The sequence below is a fragment of the Microbacterium halotolerans genome (genome assembly GCF_003569805.1).
In the GTDB taxonomy this organism is placed as follows: domain Bacteria; phylum Actinomycetota; class Actinomycetes; order Actinomycetales; family Microbacteriaceae; genus Microbacterium; species Microbacterium halotolerans.
On sequence record NZ_KZ984051.1, the window covers coordinates 1,393,597 to 1,410,776 of the forward strand.

Below are 17,180 nucleotides of genomic sequence, written 5' to 3' on the forward strand. Positions count from 1 at the left end.
AGCCTACACAACCGGTAGTTACGCCAATGTGAACAATCGGACCCGATCAGTGCGGTGCGAGAATTGGACGTATGCGAGAACTGCTGAGCGAGAGGAGGAGCGACGTGCCCAAGCCCCCGGTCGTCGGCGCCCAGCGCTCCATGGTCGCCCTCGAGCGGATGTCTACAGTCCACCTGGTCGCCGTCGAGCTGCGCAAGGCGATACTCGCAGGCGATCTGCCGGTCGGCGGACCCATCGGCGAGGTCGAGATCGCCGCGCAGCTCGGTGTCAGCCGGGGGCCGCTGCGAGAGGCCGCCCAGCGCCTCGTGCAGGAGGGACTGCTCGTCTCGCATCCCGGTCGCGGTATGCGCGTGCGCCGGATCGGCCCGGATGAGGTGTCCGATCTGTACGAAGCCAGGCTCGCGGTCGAGGCGCATGCGGCGCGTCGACTCGCGCAGCGTCCTGAGCGGGTGCAGACCGCAGAACTGGAAGCCTGCCTGGCCAGGCTGGTCGCCGTCAGCGAGGGAGACGAAGCCGTGCCGATCGGCGATGCCGACATCGCGTTCCATCGCGAGCTGGTGCGGTTGGTCGGCAGCCCGCGGCTCTCCGCGCGCATCGACACACTGCTCGCTGAGACGCGCATCGCGAGTCTGAGCGCGAGCGATGGCTATCAGGTGCGGCGTTCCGTCTCATCGACCTATCGCGAACTCGTGGACGCGATCGCATCGGGTGATGGCGAGGCCGCCGCCGAAGCGCTCTCGCGCCAGTTCGAGGAGGCCATCGCTCGTCTCACGGGCAGGGATGAGCAGACCGAGACCGTCGAGACCACTCTCGGTCACACGCCGGCGACGTTCCCTCGACTCGACTCTCCCTGATCAGCGATCACCAGTTGCCGAGATGTGCTGTTGCGGTCGCTGATCCGGACAAAGATGGCGCATGCCGTGGGTCCCCTGGGCGCTCGCTCCGCCTGCACATAGCTGTGCGGCGTAGGCTGGAGGTATGGCCCGACTTCTCTTGATCGGCGCGGTCGCCGCGGTCGTATTCACGGTGATCAGCATCATCGACTGCGCCGTGCAGCCCGCGACGCGCCACCGCGGTGCGCCGAAAGCGGCGTGGGTCGTCATCACCTGCGTTCCGGTCATCGGCGGCATCCTGTGGTGGATCATCGGCCGCTCCCGCGGCTCAGCCGAGACCTTCAAGGTGCCCGACGCCCCGGACGACGACCCCACATTCCTGCGCGAAGCCGCTGCGAAGGAATCCGACGAGCGGATCCGTCAGCTCGAAGAGGAACTTCGCCAGCTCGACGAGGAAGAGGACGACGAGGGCGAAGGCGATGGCGAGGAGGACGACTCGCCGAAGGACCGCGGGGATGACCCGGACGAGTCCGGGGACGCCGACTCGCGCGGAGCGGGCGACGGGCCGAACGGCCGCCCGGATGCCCGCGGCTGAGGCACCGGACACAGGAATCGACAGGATGGTTCCCAGCCCGGCCACCGGCGCGGCAGCCGCGGTGTTGGAGGCACTCGTGGCGCTCGGCGTCCGACACGTCGTGGTCAGCCCCGGATCGAGGTCGCAGGCGCTTGCACTCGCGGCGGCCGAGCTGGAGCGGCAGGGCGCGATCCGGATGCACGTGCGCATCGACGAACGAGCCGCCGCTTTCATCGCGCTCGGCATCGGACGGGATACGGGCGTTCCTGCCGTGCTGGTGTGCACATCCGGAACCGCCGTGGCGAACTACCTGCCAGCGGTTCTCGAGGCGCACCACGCGGGGGTGCCGTTGCTGCTGCTGACCGCCGACCGGCCGCCCGAGCTGCGCGGCGTCGGCGCGAATCAGTCCACCGAGCAGGTCGGCATCTTCGGCGGTGCGGTGCGCTTCATGGCGGACGCCCCGGTTCCGGATGGACACGACGGTGAAGCGGGAGAGTTCCGGTCGCTGGCGGTCGACGCGTTCCTTGCGGCGTTCGAGGGGGCAAAGGTCGGCTGGTTCGGATGGGCCGACCTCGTCCACGATGAGCCGGGCTCGGGGCCCGCGCAACAGGAGCGCGTTGCCCGGTCGTTGCACGGTGACGGGGCGCCGGGCCCCGCGAACCTGAGCGGCGACATGTCGATCGCCGCGCCGTCTTCGAGCCTTTGCGTTGCCGGTCCGGCCCAGCTCAATCTGCCGTTCCGAGAGCCTTTGGCGGGTCCGCTGCCCACCGGTTTCGGGGAGTTCCTCGATGCCGAGGCTGTGCGAGCAGAAGCCGCGGCGCAGTCGACGGGTGCGCTCGCACCGACACTGCTCAGCCGCGGTCCGCGCACTGTCGTGCTCGCCGGCGCCGACGCGGGGGCAGATGCGATCACATGCGCCGAGGAAGGCGAATGGCCGCTGCTGGCGGAGGTCGTCAGCGATGCGCGGCGCGGCATTCTTCCCGCGGCCGCCTACCGGTTCGCGCTGCGGGAGCGCGACCTGGGCGGGAGGATCGAGCGCGTCGTCGTGTTCGGGCATCCGACGCTGAATCGCGAGGAGACGTCGTTGCTCTCCCGCGACGATGTCGAGGTCGTCGCCGTCAGGCGCGGCGGTGAGCCGCTCGATCTGAACGGCGCGACCCGTCAGGCATCCGGCATCGCTGTCGGGTCCGGTGAACCGGACGATGCCTGGGCCGCCGCGTGGGTCCGCTGGTCGGAGGGGCACGCTGACGCTGCAGCGAGTGGCGACGCTGGCGTGCAAAGTGAGGCGGACGAGGCTCGGATCGCATCAGGGGAGCGCTTGAGTGCGCCGTGCAATGACGATGCACCAGGGGAGAAGCGTGGAGAGGGCGCATCGGCGACCGATGCAGGCTCGGCAAGACATTCTGCTGGCAGCGCCGCTCCCGCCGCGACGACGCCGAACACGGTCGACACCATCGACCGTGAGGGACTCGTCGCGGCGGTGTGGCGGGCCAGCGGCACGGACGATCGCCTGATGTTCGGGTCGAGCCGCCTCGTCCGCGTGGCCGACGACACGCTGCCGCCCCGCGACGTCCGGGTGCACGCCAACCGCGGTCTCGCGGGCATCGACGGCACCATCGCGACCGGGCTCGGCATCGCGCTCGCCAGCCAGGACGGGCGCGATCCGGGTGCCGCGAGCGGTGTCGAAGCGACGCAGGAGGACGGGGCCGCCGGAGGCGTCACCCGCGTGCTGCTCGGTGACCTGGCGTTCCTGCACGATGTCGGTGCGCTCCTGATTCCGGAGAGCGAGCGGTCGCCGCGCATCCAGGTGATCGTCGGAAACGACGGCGGCGGCTCGATCTTCGACGGGCTCGAGGTGGCGCAGGTCGCGGGACCGGCGGCCATGGACCGTGTGCAGTACACGCCGCAGTCGGTGTCGCTTGAGCACCTGGCAGCCGCGTACGGCTGGGAGTACGCCCGCGCCGACTCGCCGGCGGCGCTCGCCGCGGCGCTGGCGCAGACGGACGGCATGCGACTGATCGAGGTGCCCCTGCCGCGGTGACTCCCACCCGCCCGATTCCTCATTTCTGGCACATCTCCGGTGGTGCGCCCACCCGGAGATGTGCCAGAAATGAGGAGTTGTGATGGAAGCGCCAGAATGGACGCATGAGCTCACCTCGCCGCATCGTCATCGCCCCTGACAGCTTCAAGGGGACGGCGACGGCCCCAGAGGTGGTCGCCGCACTGGCCGCCGGTCTGGGCGACGGCGTCGAGATCATCCGGATGCCGATGGCCGACGGGGGAGAGGGAACCCTCGAAGCGATCGCGCAGACGGTGCAGGGCGCCCGCCGCACTCCGGTCAAGGTGACCGGGCCGGCGTCGTTCCCCGTCGACGCCGAGTGGGTGTGGCTGCCGCCCACCGACGACGCGCCCCAGGGGACGGGTGTGGTCGAGCTGGCCTCGACATCCGGGATCGAACTGCTCACCGGCGGGCTGCGCCCATGGCAGGCGTCGACGCTGGGCTTCGGACAGGCGATCGCGAAGGCGCTCGACCACGGGGTGTCGCGTCTCGTGCTCGGCATCGGATCGAGCGCATCGACCGACGGCGGCGTCGGGATGCTCACCGCGCTGGGTGCGCGCTTCACCGACGAGTTCGACATGGCAGTCGCTCCAGGGGCCGAGGGACTCAGCGACATCCGGAAGGTCGATCTCGCCCGGCTGCGTGCGCTCCCGGATGCCGGGGCGCAGGTGCTCACCGATGTGACGAACCCGCTGCTCGGCGCGCGAGGCGCTGCCGCGGTGTTCGGGGCGCAGAAGGGGCTGACTGACCCCGCACCCGTCGACGCGGCGCTGGCGAACCTCGTCGAGCGGATGCACGCCGCTCAGGGTGAGGCGGCATCCGGCGCACGAGACGCCGACCCGGATGAGCCGGGCGCAGGTGCCGCGGGAGGGGCAGGCTACGGACTGCTCGCCTGGGGTGCCCTGCTGACCAACGGCGCCGAGCGCGTGGCCGAGTTGATCGGGCTGCGCGAGGCGATCGCCGGAGCCGACCTGGTCATCACGGGGGAAGGATCCTTCGACGGCCAGTCCGCCGCAGGCAAGGTGCCGTCGCACGTCGCCGCGTCGGCGCGCGAGGTCGGCGTTCCCGTTGCGCTGGTCGCCGGCCGCATCGCGGACGACGCTGACACGTCGGCGTTCGCCGGCGCCGCGAGCCTCACCGACCTGGCGGGCTCATCCGATGCCGCCATCGCCGACCCGGCACGCTGGCTCACCGTGGCTGCTCGGGCACTGGTGTCCTGACCCCGAGCCCTTTGGTCGAACCGTGCGTCGCGGCCGGACGGCGCGCATTCGGCAACACGACGCGCACAACCCAACACGCATTGCGTCGTGGAGTGTGTGGGAATGCGCAATCTGCTGTGTTGCGCGCGGTCGGGCGGCCGTACTGCCGAGCCGCGCAGCCGCACCGGGCGCAGTCGCTATGCCAGGGCGTCGACGATGGGGCGGAACTTGACGCGGGTCTCGTCGAGCTCCGACTCCGGCACGCTGCCTGAGACGATGCCGCCGCCGGCGTGCGCAGTGACGCGGCGCGTCGCATTCGCGCCGAGCGACCAATCGGCGGCGGCCGGGTCATCGCCTTCGTCGTCTCCGGCCGATGCGGTGCCGCCGGCCTCGCCGAACTGCGCGCAGCGCAGCGCGATCGCCCACTCGCCGTCGCCGTTGCCGTCGATCCAGCCGACGGGCCCGGCGTACCTGCCGCGATCGAAGGGTTCGACGTCGCGGATGATGCGCACCGCGGCCTCCCGCGGCGTGCCGCCGACCGCGGCGGTCGGGTGCAGCGCGCGCACCAGGTTCAGCGCGGAGGCGCCGTTCGACAGGGTGCCGGTGACGTCGGTGGCAAGGTGCCACAGGTTCGGCAGCCGGAGCAGCGAGGGCGTCTCCGACGCTTCGAGGGTCGCCGTGTACGGGCGCAGCGACTCCAGCACGCTGGCGACGGCGAACGCATGCTCCTCGACGTTCTTGTCGCTCTTGGCGAGCTCGACCGACAGTGCCGTGTCCTCGTCGGCGTCGGCGCCGCGGGGGATCGTCCCGGCCAGGACGCGCGCTGTGACGGTGCCGCCCGACACCGTCACGAGCGTCTCCGGGCTCGCACCGATCAGCCCGTCGACAGCGAAGGTCCAGGTGTCGGGATAGCCGTGAGCGAGCTCGCGGACGAGGCGGCGGAGGTCGGCGCCCGCGGGAACGGTGCCGGAGATGTCGCGCGCGATCACGACCTTCTCCGCTTCGCCATCGGCGATCCTGCGCAGCACGTCGCGCACCGCGTCGCCGTGCGCCGCGGGGTCCATCCTGCCGGGGCCCAGCGTCGCCGACCACTGCGGACCATAGTCCGCCTCGTCGACATCAGGAACGTCTGCGCCCTCGGATCGGGTGATCCGGGTGATCCAGTGCCTGCCGCCGCGCCGGCCTATCACCGTCGAGGGGACGATCAGCGTGCTCGGCGCATCGGAGGCCTCGTCGAAGGCGAAGGCGCCGAACGCCACCAGGCCCGTGCCGGGCAGCTGCACGTCGTCGTCGACGTCGGTGGCCTGCACGATCGCGCGCCAGATATCCGTGAGAGCCTCCATCCGGCCGTCCTCGCCGATGTCGAGGCGGAGCAGCTCGGGTCCGGCGCCGACGATGCCGTCGCCGCGCCGGATCCACGCGAGGGGGTCTCCGGCGGAGGCATGCAGCAGCGGGTCGTCCAGCGGTGGGACCTCGCGCGTCGTCGCGACGAGCTTCGGCAGGGAGAGGCGCTCATCAGTCGTCACGAGACCACCATATTCCGGCCCGCTGAAAGCCTGCCGCCCGCCGTCGAGATGCGCATCTTTTGGACAGAACCGCGTCCGAATGTGCGCATCTCGAGGAAGGATGCGCATCTCGGCAGCCTGGGCGGAACGCGTAGGCTCGGTGCATGTCCGTTCCCCAACCTGGTACGAAGGTGTCCTTCCAGTGGCGCAAATGGGACGGCTCGCCGCACTGGGAGCACGAGTGCGTGTACCTCGGCAGCGACAGCTGGGGCGACTGGCTCGGCCAGCGCGTCGGATGGCGCTCATTCCGTCCGGGGCGAGACATGCTGCTCACCTCGGCGAGCGTCGCGCTGATGCCGGCGGGTCGCACCGATTACGTGCTCACCGTGAACGCCGCCCCCCAGCGCACCCGCATCTACATCGACATCGCGTGGGACGTGCGCTGGCACGACGGCAGGCCGACCGCGATCGATATGGACCTCGACGTGGTGCGCCGCGTTGACGGCACCGTCTTCATCGACGACGAGGACGAATGGGAGGAGCACCGCGAGCTGTACGCGTACCCCGCCGACGTGATCTCGGCGCTCGAGCGGACCGCAGGCGATCTCGAGCGCCGCGTCGCCGCATACGAGCCGCCCTTCGACGCCGTCGCGCCTGACCATTGGCTGAACGTGCTCGACGAGCTGCCCGAGGTGCCGCGGTCGCGCCCCGCGCATCAACCCGGATAGTCTCGAACGGATGAACGCTGAGCCAAATCGCGCGGATCTCGGCAAGGATCCCCAGCGCGTGAGCGGAATGTTCGACCAGGTCGCCGACCGGTACGACGCGACCAACGTCGCTATGACCTTCGGACTCGATGCGGCATGGCGTCGCGCCACCACGCGAGCCGTCGACCCGCAGCCGGGCGAGCGCGTCCTCGACATCGCAGCGGGCACGGCGAAGTCCTCGGCATCGCTCGCCCGCGAGGGTGCGCACGTCGTCGCGGCCGACTTCTCTCCCGGCATGCTCGCCGAGGGCAGGCGCAGGCACGGCGACGTCCGGAACCTCGAGTTCGTGCATGCCGACGCCACGGACCTGCCGTTCGACGACGCCTCCTTCGACGCCGTCACGATGTCGTACGGCCTGCGAAACGTCGACGACCCGAAACGGGCGCTCACCGAGTTCCTCCGAGTCGCCAAACCGGGCGGCCGCGTGGTGATCAACGAGTTCTCCACCCCGCCGAACCGGCTCATCCGGGGTCTCTATCGCGTCTACAACTCGCGCGTGCTGCCCGTCGTCGCGCGCCTCGTCGGCTCGAATGGCGACGCATACGACTACCTGAACGAGTCGATCGCGGCGTGGCCCGACCAGCGTGCGCTCGCCGGATGGATGCGCGAGGCCGGATGGACGGACGTCGCCCACCGCAACCTCACCTTCGGTCTCGTGGCGCTGCACAGAGCGACCAAGCCGGAGTGAGCGCGCGCACCATCCTCCGGATGTACGTCGCGGCCGCTGAGATCAGCCCACGGGCGGATCTCGCACGGGTCGGCGCCTTGTAGGCTGGCATGGTGACTTCGGGCCCTCAGGTTTCGGGCTCGCGCCTGGCGAGCCGTTTCGGTCTCAACGACCGTGTTTTCGCGACCCCAGCAGCGCGCCGCCTCGTCGGAAAGATCGAGGCGGGCCTCGAACGCGTCGAGGAACAGCTCGGAAGCGATCTCCACTCCACCGACGAGCTCGTCGATGCGACCGCCCGCTATCTGTATGAGGCCGGCGGCAAGCGGGTGCGTCCGATGCTCGCGATGCTCTCGTCCCAGCTGGGCGACGGTGCGACGGACGGGGTCGTCAAAGCTGCCCGAGCACTCGAGCTGACTCACCTCGGCTCGCTGTACCACGACGACGTCATGGACGAGGCGGACCGCCGACGCGGCGTCGCCAGCGCACACGCCGTCTGGGGCAACAGCATCGCCATCCTCACAGGAGACGTGCTGTTCTCGCGCGCCAGCGTGCTGATGGCGGAGCTCGGCCCCGAGGCCATGAAACTGCAGGCTGAGACATTCGAGCGGCTCGTGCTCGGCCAGATGCACGAGACCATCGGTGCGGGCGAGACGGATGATCCGATCGAGTTCTACATCAGGGTGCTCAGCGACAAGACGGGATCGCTGATCGCGGCCGCGGCACAGGCTGGTGCGCTGTTCTCCGGTGCGGATGAGAAGTTCCATCAGCCGCTGCGGACCTTCGGCGAGAAGGTCGGCGTCGCGTTCCAGCTGATGGACGATGTGATCGACCTGTCCGCCGACCCCGCCGAGACGGGCAAGGTGCCCGGCACCGACCTGCGCGCCGGGGTGCCGACGATGCCCTACCTGCTGCTGGGCGAAGCGGACCCCGCACTGAAGGCGCGCATCGACGACGGCGTCGCACGGATCTCCGACGGTGCCGACCCCGCGATCCTCGACGACGGCGTCGACGCCCTGCGCGACCACATCGTCACGGCGCGCACCCGTGAACTGGCGGCCTCGTGGGCGAACGAGGCGACCGCGGCGCTCGTGCCGCTGCCCCGCGGCGGGGTGCGCGAGGCGCTGACCCGGTTCGCCGGCACGCTCGTCGACCGCAACAGCTGATTCTTCCTCACCGCCGCAGCGGTGACATCTCAAGTGAGAGGACATCCATGACCAAGCTGAGGCTGGCAATCGTCGGAGCGGGTCCCGCGGGAATCTACGCGGCAGACATCCTGCTCAAACTGGAGCGCTCGTTCGATGTGTCGATCGACCTGTTCGAGCACCTGCCGGCCCCGTACGGTCTCGTCCGCTACGGCGTCGCTCCCGACCACCCGCGCATCAAGGGCGTGATCAATGCGCTGCGCGGCGTGCTCGACCGCGGAGACATCCGCCTCTTCGGCAACGTCCGCTTCGGCGATGACATCACCCTCGACGACCTGAAGCGCCACTACAACGCGGTCATCTTCGCCACCGGCGCCGTGCGCGACGCCTCGTTGAGCATTCAGGGCATCGACGCCGACGGCTCGTACGGCGCCGCCGACTTCGTGAGCTGGTTCGACGGGCATCCGGATGTGCCGCGCACGTGGGAGCTGAATGCGGAGTCCGTCGGTGTGCTCGGCAACGGCAACGTCGCCCTCGACGTCTCGCGCATCCTCGCGAAGCACGCCGAAGACCTGCTGTCGACCGAGGTGCCGCAGAACGTCTACGAGGTGCTCGAGGCCTCGCCCGTCACCGACGTGCACGTGTTCGGGCGCCGCGGTCCCGCGCAGGTGAAGTTCACGCCGCTCGAGCTGCGCGAACTCGGCGAGCTGCGCGACGTCGACATGGTCGTCTACGACGAGGACTTCGACTACGACCAGGCCTCGCTCGACGCGATCGCGTCGAACAAGCAGGTCAAGGTGATCGACCGCGTGCTGCAGTCCTGGCGCCAGCGTCCAGGCGCGAACAATGCGGGCGGCGAGGCCTCGCGTCGGCTGCACCTGCACTTCTGGGCCAATCCGGTGGAGCTGAGGACCGACGAGGAAGGGAACCTCACCTCGCTGGTCTACGAGCGCACCCGGCCGGATGGGCATGGCGGTCTCGAGGGCACGGGCGAGCTGCGCGAAGTGCCGATGGGGCAGTTCTACCGGGCCGTCGGCTACTTCGGCTCCCCGCTCGACGGCGTGCCGTTCGACTCGCGCCACGGCGTGATCCCGAACCACGAGGGCCAGGTGCTCTCGGAGAACTCGAACGACATCATGCCAGGCATGTACGCGACCGGATGGATCAAGCGCGGCCCTGTCGGTCTGATCGGGCACACCAAGTCCGACGCGATGGAGACGGTGCAGCACCTGGTCAACGACCAGGGCTCGTGGTGGCAACCCGAGGCGCCGGAAGAGTCAGCGATTCCTGAGCTGCTCGCCTCGCGCGGCGTGAAGTGGACCGACCTCGGCGGCTGGCACCGCCTCGACGAGCACGAGGTCGGCCTCGGCGAACCGCAGGGTCGCGAGCGGATCAAGGTCGTGCCGCGCGACGAGATGGTGAAGATCTCGCGCGGCGAGTAGACCTGCGCTGACACAACGCAGTCGATTCGGCGGGTCGCGTTGCGCCGAATCGCGCGGTTGCGGGATTCGGCCGTGACCGACGGCTCGGAACGACTGCGTCGTGCATCGGCACAGACGCAGAACGCGCCCGCCCTCGGTAAGAGGACGAGCGCGTTCTGCGTCGTGGGGTGTCAGCCCTGCGGCGAGGCTGCGCGGCGGGTGCGGCGCTGGCCCCCCTGCCGCGCGGGCTGCGAGCCGCCGCCGGTCGACGTCGAGTAGGTCGTCGCGGAACGGCTGTTCCCGCCGGAGCGCTGGCCGCCGGAGCCCTGACCGCCGCGTCGGCGACCGCCCTGACCCGACTCGCCCTGTCCGGCAGTGTCCCTGCCGCGTCCGCCCTGGCCTCCGCGTCCGCCCTGACCTCCGCGACCACCCTGGCCACCGCGATTCTCGCGCTTGCGGCGCGCATTCGCACCCTGTGAGGTGCCGCCGCCCGAGGCGCCTGGCGCCGGCGGGTTGCCTGCTCCCGGCAGGCCGGCGCCGGGAGCGACGAACTCCGCCGCGTCGCCGACGAGAGCAGAGACTGCGGGATGTGACGCCGTCACCAGCTGCGGCGTCACCTGAATGTTCGCGCGGCGCAGCAGCTGCTTGGTGTCCTGCCGCTGGCTCGAGAGCATGATCGTCGCGACGTCGCCCGACGAGCCGGCGCGGGCGGTGCGGCCGGAGCGGTGCAGGTACGCCTTGTGCTCGGCCGGCGGGTCGACGTGCACGACCAGCTCGATGTCGTCGACGTGCACACCGCGAGCGGCGACGTCGGTCGCCACCAGCACGCGCACCCGGCCGGACGAGAAGTCGCTGAGGTTGCGGTCGCGCGCATTCTGCGACAGGTTGCCGTGCAGGTCGACTGCCGGGATGCCCTTCGACGTCAGCTGACGAGCCAGCTTCTTCGCCTGGTGCTTCGTGCGGGTGAACAGGAGTCGGCGGGCCGTGCCCGACGCGAGCGTGCGCACGATCTCGGTCTTCGCCTCGGTCGACCCCGCTTCGAACACATGATGCGTCATCGCGGAGACCGGCGACTCGGCCGAATCGACGGAGTGGTGCACCGGCTCGTTCAGGAAGCGGCGCACCAGCTTGTCGATGCCGTTGTCGAGCGTGGCGGAGAAGAAAAGTCGCTGACCGCCGCCCGGTGTCTGCGACAGCAGGCGTGTGACGCCGGGGAGGAAGCCGAGGTCGGCCATGTGATCGGCCTCGTCGAGGACCGTCACGGTGACGCGCTCGAGCGAGACGATCTTCTGCGAGATGAGGTCCTCGAGGCGGCCGGGGCAGGCGACGACGATGTCGGCGCCGCCGCGCAGCGCGGTCTCCTGCGGGCGCTGCGATACGCCGCCGAAGACTGTCGTGGTCTTCAGGCCGACGGCCTGCGCGAGCGGCTCTACGACGCGTGCGATCTGGGTGGCGAGCTCGCGCGTCGGCGCGAGGATCAGCCCGGAAGGCATGCCGCCGCGACGAGCGGAGCCCGCCTCGGCGATCCGCGCGACCATCGGGATAGCGAACGCAAGGGTCTTGCCCGAGCCTGTTTTGCCTCGGCCGAGCACGTCGCGCCCCGCGAGGGTCGACGGCAGGGTCGCCTCCTGAATCGGGAAGGCGGTCGGGCGGCCGTCGGCGACGAGGACGTCGACGAGGCGGGAGGGGACGCCGAGATCGGCGAACGTGGGGGAATCTGCTGACACTGTGGTCTGGTTCTCTTTCGAACGACCCGCGCGGCGGCGCTCTCGAGCGCGGCGAGGCGGGAGGGGTGGCGAACTCGGCGGATGCCGGATCCGTTCGCCGCGATAGTCGCTGAGCGTGTAGTACCGCGAATGCGGGTGCTCGATGAAGACGCGACGACGCGCACCGATCGGCGCGCTCCACATACGATACCAGTCGAAGCTGCCGCGGGGCTGTGCGCACCGCGATATTCGGCCGCGCTACTCTGAAACGCATGAAGAACGCTGAGGATTGGGTTCCTGATGTCCTCGGCGGCGGATACGAGCAGCTCACTCTCCCGATGGCTCCGGAGGACCCGGACGAGCCGGGCGAGATCGTCGCGACCCTCGTGCGTCGCCGCCCGAGGCGGCGGCTGTTCCGCAGACCGGCTCTGCACGACGTCGACGTGCTGTACGTGCACGGCTGGAGCGACTACTTCTTCCAGCGCAGGCTGGGCACGTTCTTCACCGACAGGGGTGCGCACTTCTACGCGCTCGACCTGCGCCGCTACGGCCGCAGCCTGCGCGACGGGCAGATGCCCGGCTACATCCGGGATCTGCGCACCTACGACGAGGAGATATCCGCGGCGCTCGCGCACATGGGCGGACGGGACGGGCGGAGACTGGTGCTCGTCGGACATTCGACCGGGGGCCTCGTGCTGAGCCTGTGGGCCGCGCGGAACCCGGGCGTCGCGCACTCGATCATCCTGAACTCGCCGTGGCTCGAGTTCCAGTTCGGCAGGCTCGGACGCGCGGCCATCGCCCCGGCGCTCGACCTCGGGGCGAGGCTCAGGCCGCGCGAACCGGTCGTGCCCACGATCGACCTCGGCTTCTACTGGCGCGCACAGCAGGAATCCGCGGATGCCGCTGACCCGACGGAACCGAACCCGCATTGGCGTCCGGCGGAGGCTCCGCCGCCGACGATGGGCTGGCTCGACGCTGTGCTCGATGGGCATCGCGAGGTCGACAAGGGGCTCGACCTGACAGTGCCCGTGTGTGTGCTGCTGTCCACCCGGAGCGCGATGCCGAACAAGTGGACGGAAGAACTCGCGGCGGCCGATACCGTGCTCGCCGTCGACGAGGTCGCCAAAGCCGCGCTCAACCTCGGCACCTCGGTGACCATCGAGCGCATCCCGGGCGCGCTGCACGACGTCTTCCTCTCGCGTCCGGAAGCGCGGCGGGAGGCCTACGCACGGCTCGACCGCTGGACGCGCGCCTATCTCTGAGTGCGACGCATCTGCTGCGAGCAGTTCTCTCATCCGGCCGCGTTGATTTGTTTACAAACGTAAGATACATTACGTATGTAAACAAATGGTGGAGGATTTCTGATGGATGCACGCATCGTTCGCACGCGTGAGGCGCTGATCCAGGCGATCGACCAGTCGCTGCGCGGAGACACCGAGAAGCTGCCCACCATCACGGAGCTGTGCGCGACGGCGGGGATCAGCCGCCCGACGTTCTATCAGCACTTCCGCGATGTTCCGTCGCTGGTGGCGGCCGCGGGCGTCGACGAGCTGCAGCAGCTGTTCGACGGCGTCTCCCGAGAGCTCCCGCACGGTGAGACGTGGGAGCAGGCGGCTCGCCCCGTCATCCGGGAGCTGATCCAGCGCTTGTTCGATGCCGGTCCCTACTATCGCCGCGTGCTCGAGGAATCGGACACCCATGCGTTCCAGGAGCGTGTCGTCGAGTACCTCGCTGAGCGGATGATCGCGTTCACACCACTCGGCGATGCCGCCCGCGCCGGTGCGGACCGCGCGCATCTTGAGCGCACCGCGACCTTTCTCGCGGCCGGGGCGACCTGGCTCGTCGTCGCGTGGCTCAAGGAGGGTGCGAGCTCGTCGTCCGTTCCCGCCGCCGCAGATGAGGTCTCGCAGCTGCTCGTCACCAGCATCGCCGTTCAGACGCGCGCCGACCGTGCTGTCGCGGCCACACAGCAAGGAATTCGTCAGTGAGCGAGAAGCGACCGTGGAAGAAGACCACAGGCGCCGTCATCGTCTTCACGGCGTTGGCGTTCGTGCCCCTGATCTACTCGAGCATCTTGACGAACTCGAACATCGACCCGACCGGCCACCTCGACACGGTGCCTGCCGCCGTGGTGAACGAAGACGAAGGCGCGACGGATCCCGACGGCGAGCAGCTCGACGTCGGTGACGAGCTCGCCGACACGCTCCTCGAGAGCACGGAGAGCAACAACTTCGACTGGATCGAGATGTCGGCCGAGCAGGCGAGGGGTGCCCTCGATGACGGCGGCGTGTACGCCACGCTCACGATCCCGGCGGACTTCTCCGAGAAGGTCGTCTCGGTCGGCGACGATGACGCGGCGAAGGCCGCCAGCGCGAAGCTCGACGTGCGCACGAACGACGGCCTGAACATGATCTCGGGCAACATCGCATCCTCTATCGGCACTGCCGTGACCGACTCACTGCGCGACGAGGTCAGCAGCGAGTACCTCGAGAAGATCTATCTCGGCTTCACAGACGTGCACAGCAGCCTGGTCGACGCCGCCGACGGTGCGACGCAGGTGGCCGAGGGCGCGAGCGACGCGGAGGACGGTTCAGGCGAGCTCGTCGTCGGGCTCCGGCAGCTGCACGACGGCGCGGCGCGACTCGAGGACGGCGCGTGGCGGCTTGTGGCGGGCGCGGATCAGGCTGCAGCAGGGGCGTCGCAGCTGGCCGACGGGCTCGGTGAGCTGCGGTCGAAGACGGCATCGCTTCCGGATCTCACTGCGCAGCTGAATGACGGCGCTCAGCAGGTGGCGGATGGCACGGCGCAGCTGAGCGATCAGCTGGACCAGGTCGTCGCTCAGGTGCAGCCCGTGATCGATGCGGTCAGCGACCTCGCCGACCGGCTCCAGGACATCCGGGACGGGATCGACGAGACGGCAGGTGCTGCCGAGCAGGTGGCCGACGGCGCCGACCAGACGCTCACCGACGCGCAGAGCGTGCGCGACGAGGCGGCGGACGCCGCGGCGCAGTCCGGCGACGTCAGCGCCGGTGCCGAGGGGGTGCGCGACGGTCTGCAGGGGCTGATCGACGGGTACGCGACGATGAGCGACACCGAGCGAATGGCGGCGCTCGAGAAGCTCACGGGTGACGCGGATGGTGTGGTCGCTTCTGCGGCACAGGCAGCGGACGCCTCATCCGGAGCCTCCGACAATGCGGGGCGGCTGGTCGGCGACGGCAGCGGCGGTCTCACACAGCTGGCGAGCAGCGCGGACGGCTTCGCATCGGGAGCGCAGGATGTGAAGTCGACAGTCGATGAGATCGGCGATGATATCGATCAGGTGCTCGCCGATGCCCAACAGAAGCTGGAGCAGGCGCGACAGGCGGTCGATGGTGTGCACAGCCTGCGCGACGGCTCGGCCCAGGTCGCGGACGGCACCAGACGGCTGGCGGCGCAGACCCCGCAGCTGGCCGGCGGGATCGCGACGGCGGCTGACGGTGCCGGCGAGCTGTCGGGGGGAACCTCCCAGCTGGCGAGCGGACTGCATGATCTCGCCGACGGCGCGAGCTCGGCGGCGACCGGTTCCGAGTCGGCGGCAGAAGGAGTCGACACGCTCAACGACGGCCTGGGCGATCTCGCCGACGGCAGCGGCGACCTGCGCGATGGACTCGAAGACGGTGTCGACGAGGTGCCCAGCTACACAGAGGGTGAGGCTAAGCACCTCGGCGGCGTGGCCGCTTCGCAGGTGACGCTCGACTCCGAGCGGCTCAACGAGGTGGCTGGCTACGGTGCCGGTCTCGCACCGTACTTCTTGTCACTGGCGCTGTGGGTCGGCGGCATGTCGTTCTACATGATGGCCCCGGCGATGAACGCAGCCGCGCTCTCGCGGCGTCGCCCCGCTGCGCTGCTGACGCTGCGCAGCCTGATGGCCGGCGTGATCATGGGGGTGATCCAGGCGACGATAGCTGTTGCCTCGCTGCACTTCTGGGTCGGAGTCGAGGCGGCGAACCTGCCTGGACTGTTCGCGCTCGCCGCATTCGCCAGCATCACGTTCCTCGCGATCAACCAGGCCCTGGTCGCCATGTTCGGATCGCCAGGCCGCTTCGTGGCGCTGGTGATGGTCGTGCTGCAGCTGGCCTCCGCCGGCGGCACCTATCCGGTCGAGACAGCGCCGGCGTTCTACCAGTGGATCCACAACGCGCTGCCGATAACACACACCGTCGAGGCGTTCCGCGCGCTCATCGCGGGCGGCGGCATCGGCATCGGCCTGGCGATCGGTGTGCTGGCGATCTGGTTGGCCGGCGCGCTGGCGCTGAGCTTCGCGGCGTCGATCGTGGCGCTGCGGAAAGAGCGCCGGGACGCCGTCGACGAGAAGTTGGGTGAGCAGGTCCCGGATGTCGCTGCGACGCCAGCTGTGCTGGCCGCGACCGCGGTCGGTTCGGCGAAGGCTGACGCGTCTGATGCACCCACGCAGGCCTTCGCACCCGTCGCTGCTGCCGCGGTCCTGGACCGACCGGCGCCCGCAAACGACGATGCCCAGATCACGAGTCAGGAGGGCGTCGAACCGGTGGACGCTCTGGAAGGCGACGCCGAAGCGGATGTCGACGCCGGTGCTGCGGCGGAGCCGAGCGCTGACTCGGAGAACACGCAGCCCACCGCATCGGCGGAGGAACGCTCTGCATCGGCAAGGTCGGCGACGCAGGATCGTGCCGAATCACCGGATGAGCCGAGCGCTGCCTCCGACGAGGCGCCGGGTGCCGATTCGAACGGCGTCGAGCAGTGCGACGACGATCCAGCACCGGAGCCGGAGACGGAGTCTGCCGAACCGGACGACGAAGAGAGAGGCTGATGTTCGCTCGGTCGACGGTCCGGGCGATGGGGATGCCACCCGCACCGCCGACCGGCGGATCGGCCTTGCGCATCGCGCCCCGGCGCTCTGCTGCAGGAAGGGCGCCGGGGCGCTTCGTCGTATTCGGCTCGCACCGTAGCCTGGCCGTATGGGCGACACCGACATCCTGATCCGCATCGGTCACGAAGAGATCGTGCTGCGCCGCCGATACGAGGTGCTGAGCATCGTCAACGACATCCTCATCGCGGTGTGGTTCATCATCGGGAGCATCCTGTTCTTCTCCTCGGAGACCTCGACCGTGGGAACGTGGCTGTTCCTGGTCGGCAGCGTCCAGTTGCTGTGCCGACCCGCGATCAGACTGGTGCGCCATGTCCACGTGCGTCGAGTGGGCTCGTCGTCGGCGGAAGCCAGCGACGACTTCTGACGGGACGGACTACGGCCTCCGGCGCTCTCGCTGCCCGGGGCGGATGTCAGGCGCG

General features: G+C 69.7%; 14 protein-coding genes. 12 read left to right on the top strand and 2 right to left on the bottom strand.

Features of this window, described 5'->3' with window-relative positions:
- Positions 1-104: 104 nt before the first annotated feature.
- The 4 genes from DZG09_RS06260 to DZG09_RS06275 all read left to right on the top strand — a co-directional run bounded on the left by DZG09_RS06260 (position 105) and on the right by DZG09_RS06275 (position 4,686).
- Positions 105-854: a GntR family transcriptional regulator gene (locus DZG09_RS06260; protein ID WP_162893185.1), complete on the top strand. Its 750-nt coding sequence runs from the start codon at positions 105-107 to the stop codon at positions 852-854.
- A gap of 124 nt (positions 855-978) precedes the next feature.
- On the top strand, positions 979-1,428 hold the full coding sequence (locus DZG09_RS06265) for a PLD nuclease N-terminal domain-containing protein (RefSeq protein ID WP_119696764.1): 450 nt from the start codon (positions 979-981) through the stop codon (positions 1,426-1,428).
- A 25-nt stretch (positions 1,429-1,453) separates the two neighbouring features.
- Positions 1,454-3,448: a thiamine pyrophosphate-binding protein gene (locus DZG09_RS06270; RefSeq protein ID WP_119697428.1), complete on the top strand. Its 1,995-nt coding sequence runs from the start codon at positions 1,454-1,456 to the stop codon at positions 3,446-3,448.
- A gap of 104 nt (positions 3,449-3,552) precedes the next feature.
- Positions 3,553-4,686: a glycerate kinase gene (locus DZG09_RS06275; protein ID WP_119696765.1), complete on the top strand. Its 1,134-nt coding sequence runs from the start codon at positions 3,553-3,555 to the stop codon at positions 4,684-4,686.
- Between the two features lie 176 nt (positions 4,687-4,862).
- On the opposite strand, the gene DZG09_RS06280 is transcribed toward DZG09_RS06275, so the two are convergent.
- On the bottom strand, positions 4,863-6,191 hold the full coding sequence (locus DZG09_RS06280) for an isochorismate synthase (protein WP_240423738.1): 1,329 nt from the start codon (positions 6,189-6,191) through the stop codon (positions 4,863-4,865).
- Between the two features lie 143 nt (positions 6,192-6,334).
- Between DZG09_RS06280 and DZG09_RS06285 the strand changes: the two genes are divergently transcribed.
- The 4 genes from DZG09_RS06285 (at position 6,335) to DZG09_RS06300 (ending at position 10,188) form a co-directional block, all read left to right on the top strand.
- A complete protein-coding gene (locus DZG09_RS06285; protein WP_119696767.1) occupies positions 6,335-6,898 on the top strand; it encodes a DUF402 domain-containing protein in 564 nt (187 codons plus the stop codon).
- Between the two features lie 10 nt (positions 6,899-6,908).
- Positions 6,909-7,625: a bifunctional demethylmenaquinone methyltransferase/2-methoxy-6-polyprenyl-1,4-benzoquinol methylase UbiE gene (gene ubiE / locus DZG09_RS06290; RefSeq protein WP_119696768.1), complete on the top strand. Its 717-nt coding sequence runs from the start codon at positions 6,909-6,911 to the stop codon at positions 7,623-7,625.
- Positions 7,626-7,714: 89 nt separating this feature from the next.
- Positions 7,715-8,767: a polyprenyl synthetase family protein gene (locus tag DZG09_RS06295; protein ID WP_119696769.1), complete on the top strand. Its 1,053-nt coding sequence runs from the start codon at positions 7,715-7,717 to the stop codon at positions 8,765-8,767.
- A gap of 47 nt (positions 8,768-8,814) precedes the next feature.
- Positions 8,815-10,188: a ferredoxin--NADP reductase domain-containing protein gene (locus DZG09_RS06300; protein ID WP_119696770.1), complete on the top strand. Its 1,374-nt coding sequence runs from the start codon at positions 8,815-8,817 to the stop codon at positions 10,186-10,188.
- A 170-nt stretch (positions 10,189-10,358) separates the two neighbouring features.
- On the opposite strand, the gene DZG09_RS06305 is transcribed toward DZG09_RS06300, so the two are convergent.
- The gene (locus DZG09_RS06305; protein ID WP_240423740.1) at positions 10,359-11,894 is read right to left on the bottom strand and encodes a DEAD/DEAH box helicase; all 1,536 of its coding nucleotides are present in this window, start codon (positions 11,892-11,894) and stop codon (positions 10,359-10,361) included.
- A 251-nt stretch (positions 11,895-12,145) separates the two neighbouring features.
- Between DZG09_RS06305 and DZG09_RS06310 the strand changes: the two genes are divergently transcribed.
- The 4 genes from DZG09_RS06310 to DZG09_RS06325 all read left to right on the top strand — a co-directional run bounded on the left by DZG09_RS06310 (position 12,146) and on the right by DZG09_RS06325 (position 17,125).
- Complete coding sequence (locus DZG09_RS06310; protein WP_119696772.1) at positions 12,146-13,135, top strand: alpha/beta hydrolase; 990 nt, start codon at positions 12,146-12,148, stop codon at positions 13,133-13,135.
- A gap of 102 nt (positions 13,136-13,237) precedes the next feature.
- Entirely contained in the window at positions 13,238-13,861 is a 624-nt protein-coding gene (locus DZG09_RS06315; RefSeq protein WP_119696773.1) for a TetR/AcrR family transcriptional regulator, read from the top strand.
- Complete coding sequence (locus tag DZG09_RS06320) at positions 13,858-16,701, top strand: YhgE/Pip domain-containing protein (protein WP_119696774.1); 2,844 nt, start codon at positions 13,858-13,860, stop codon at positions 16,699-16,701. The genes DZG09_RS06315 and DZG09_RS06320 overlap by 4 nt, the downstream gene beginning before the upstream one ends.
- Before the next feature lie 148 nt (positions 16,702-16,849).
- On the top strand, positions 16,850-17,125 hold the full coding sequence (locus DZG09_RS06325; RefSeq protein WP_119696775.1) for a YrhK family protein: 276 nt from the start codon (positions 16,850-16,852) through the stop codon (positions 17,123-17,125).
- Positions 17,126-17,180: the final 55 nt, after the last annotated feature.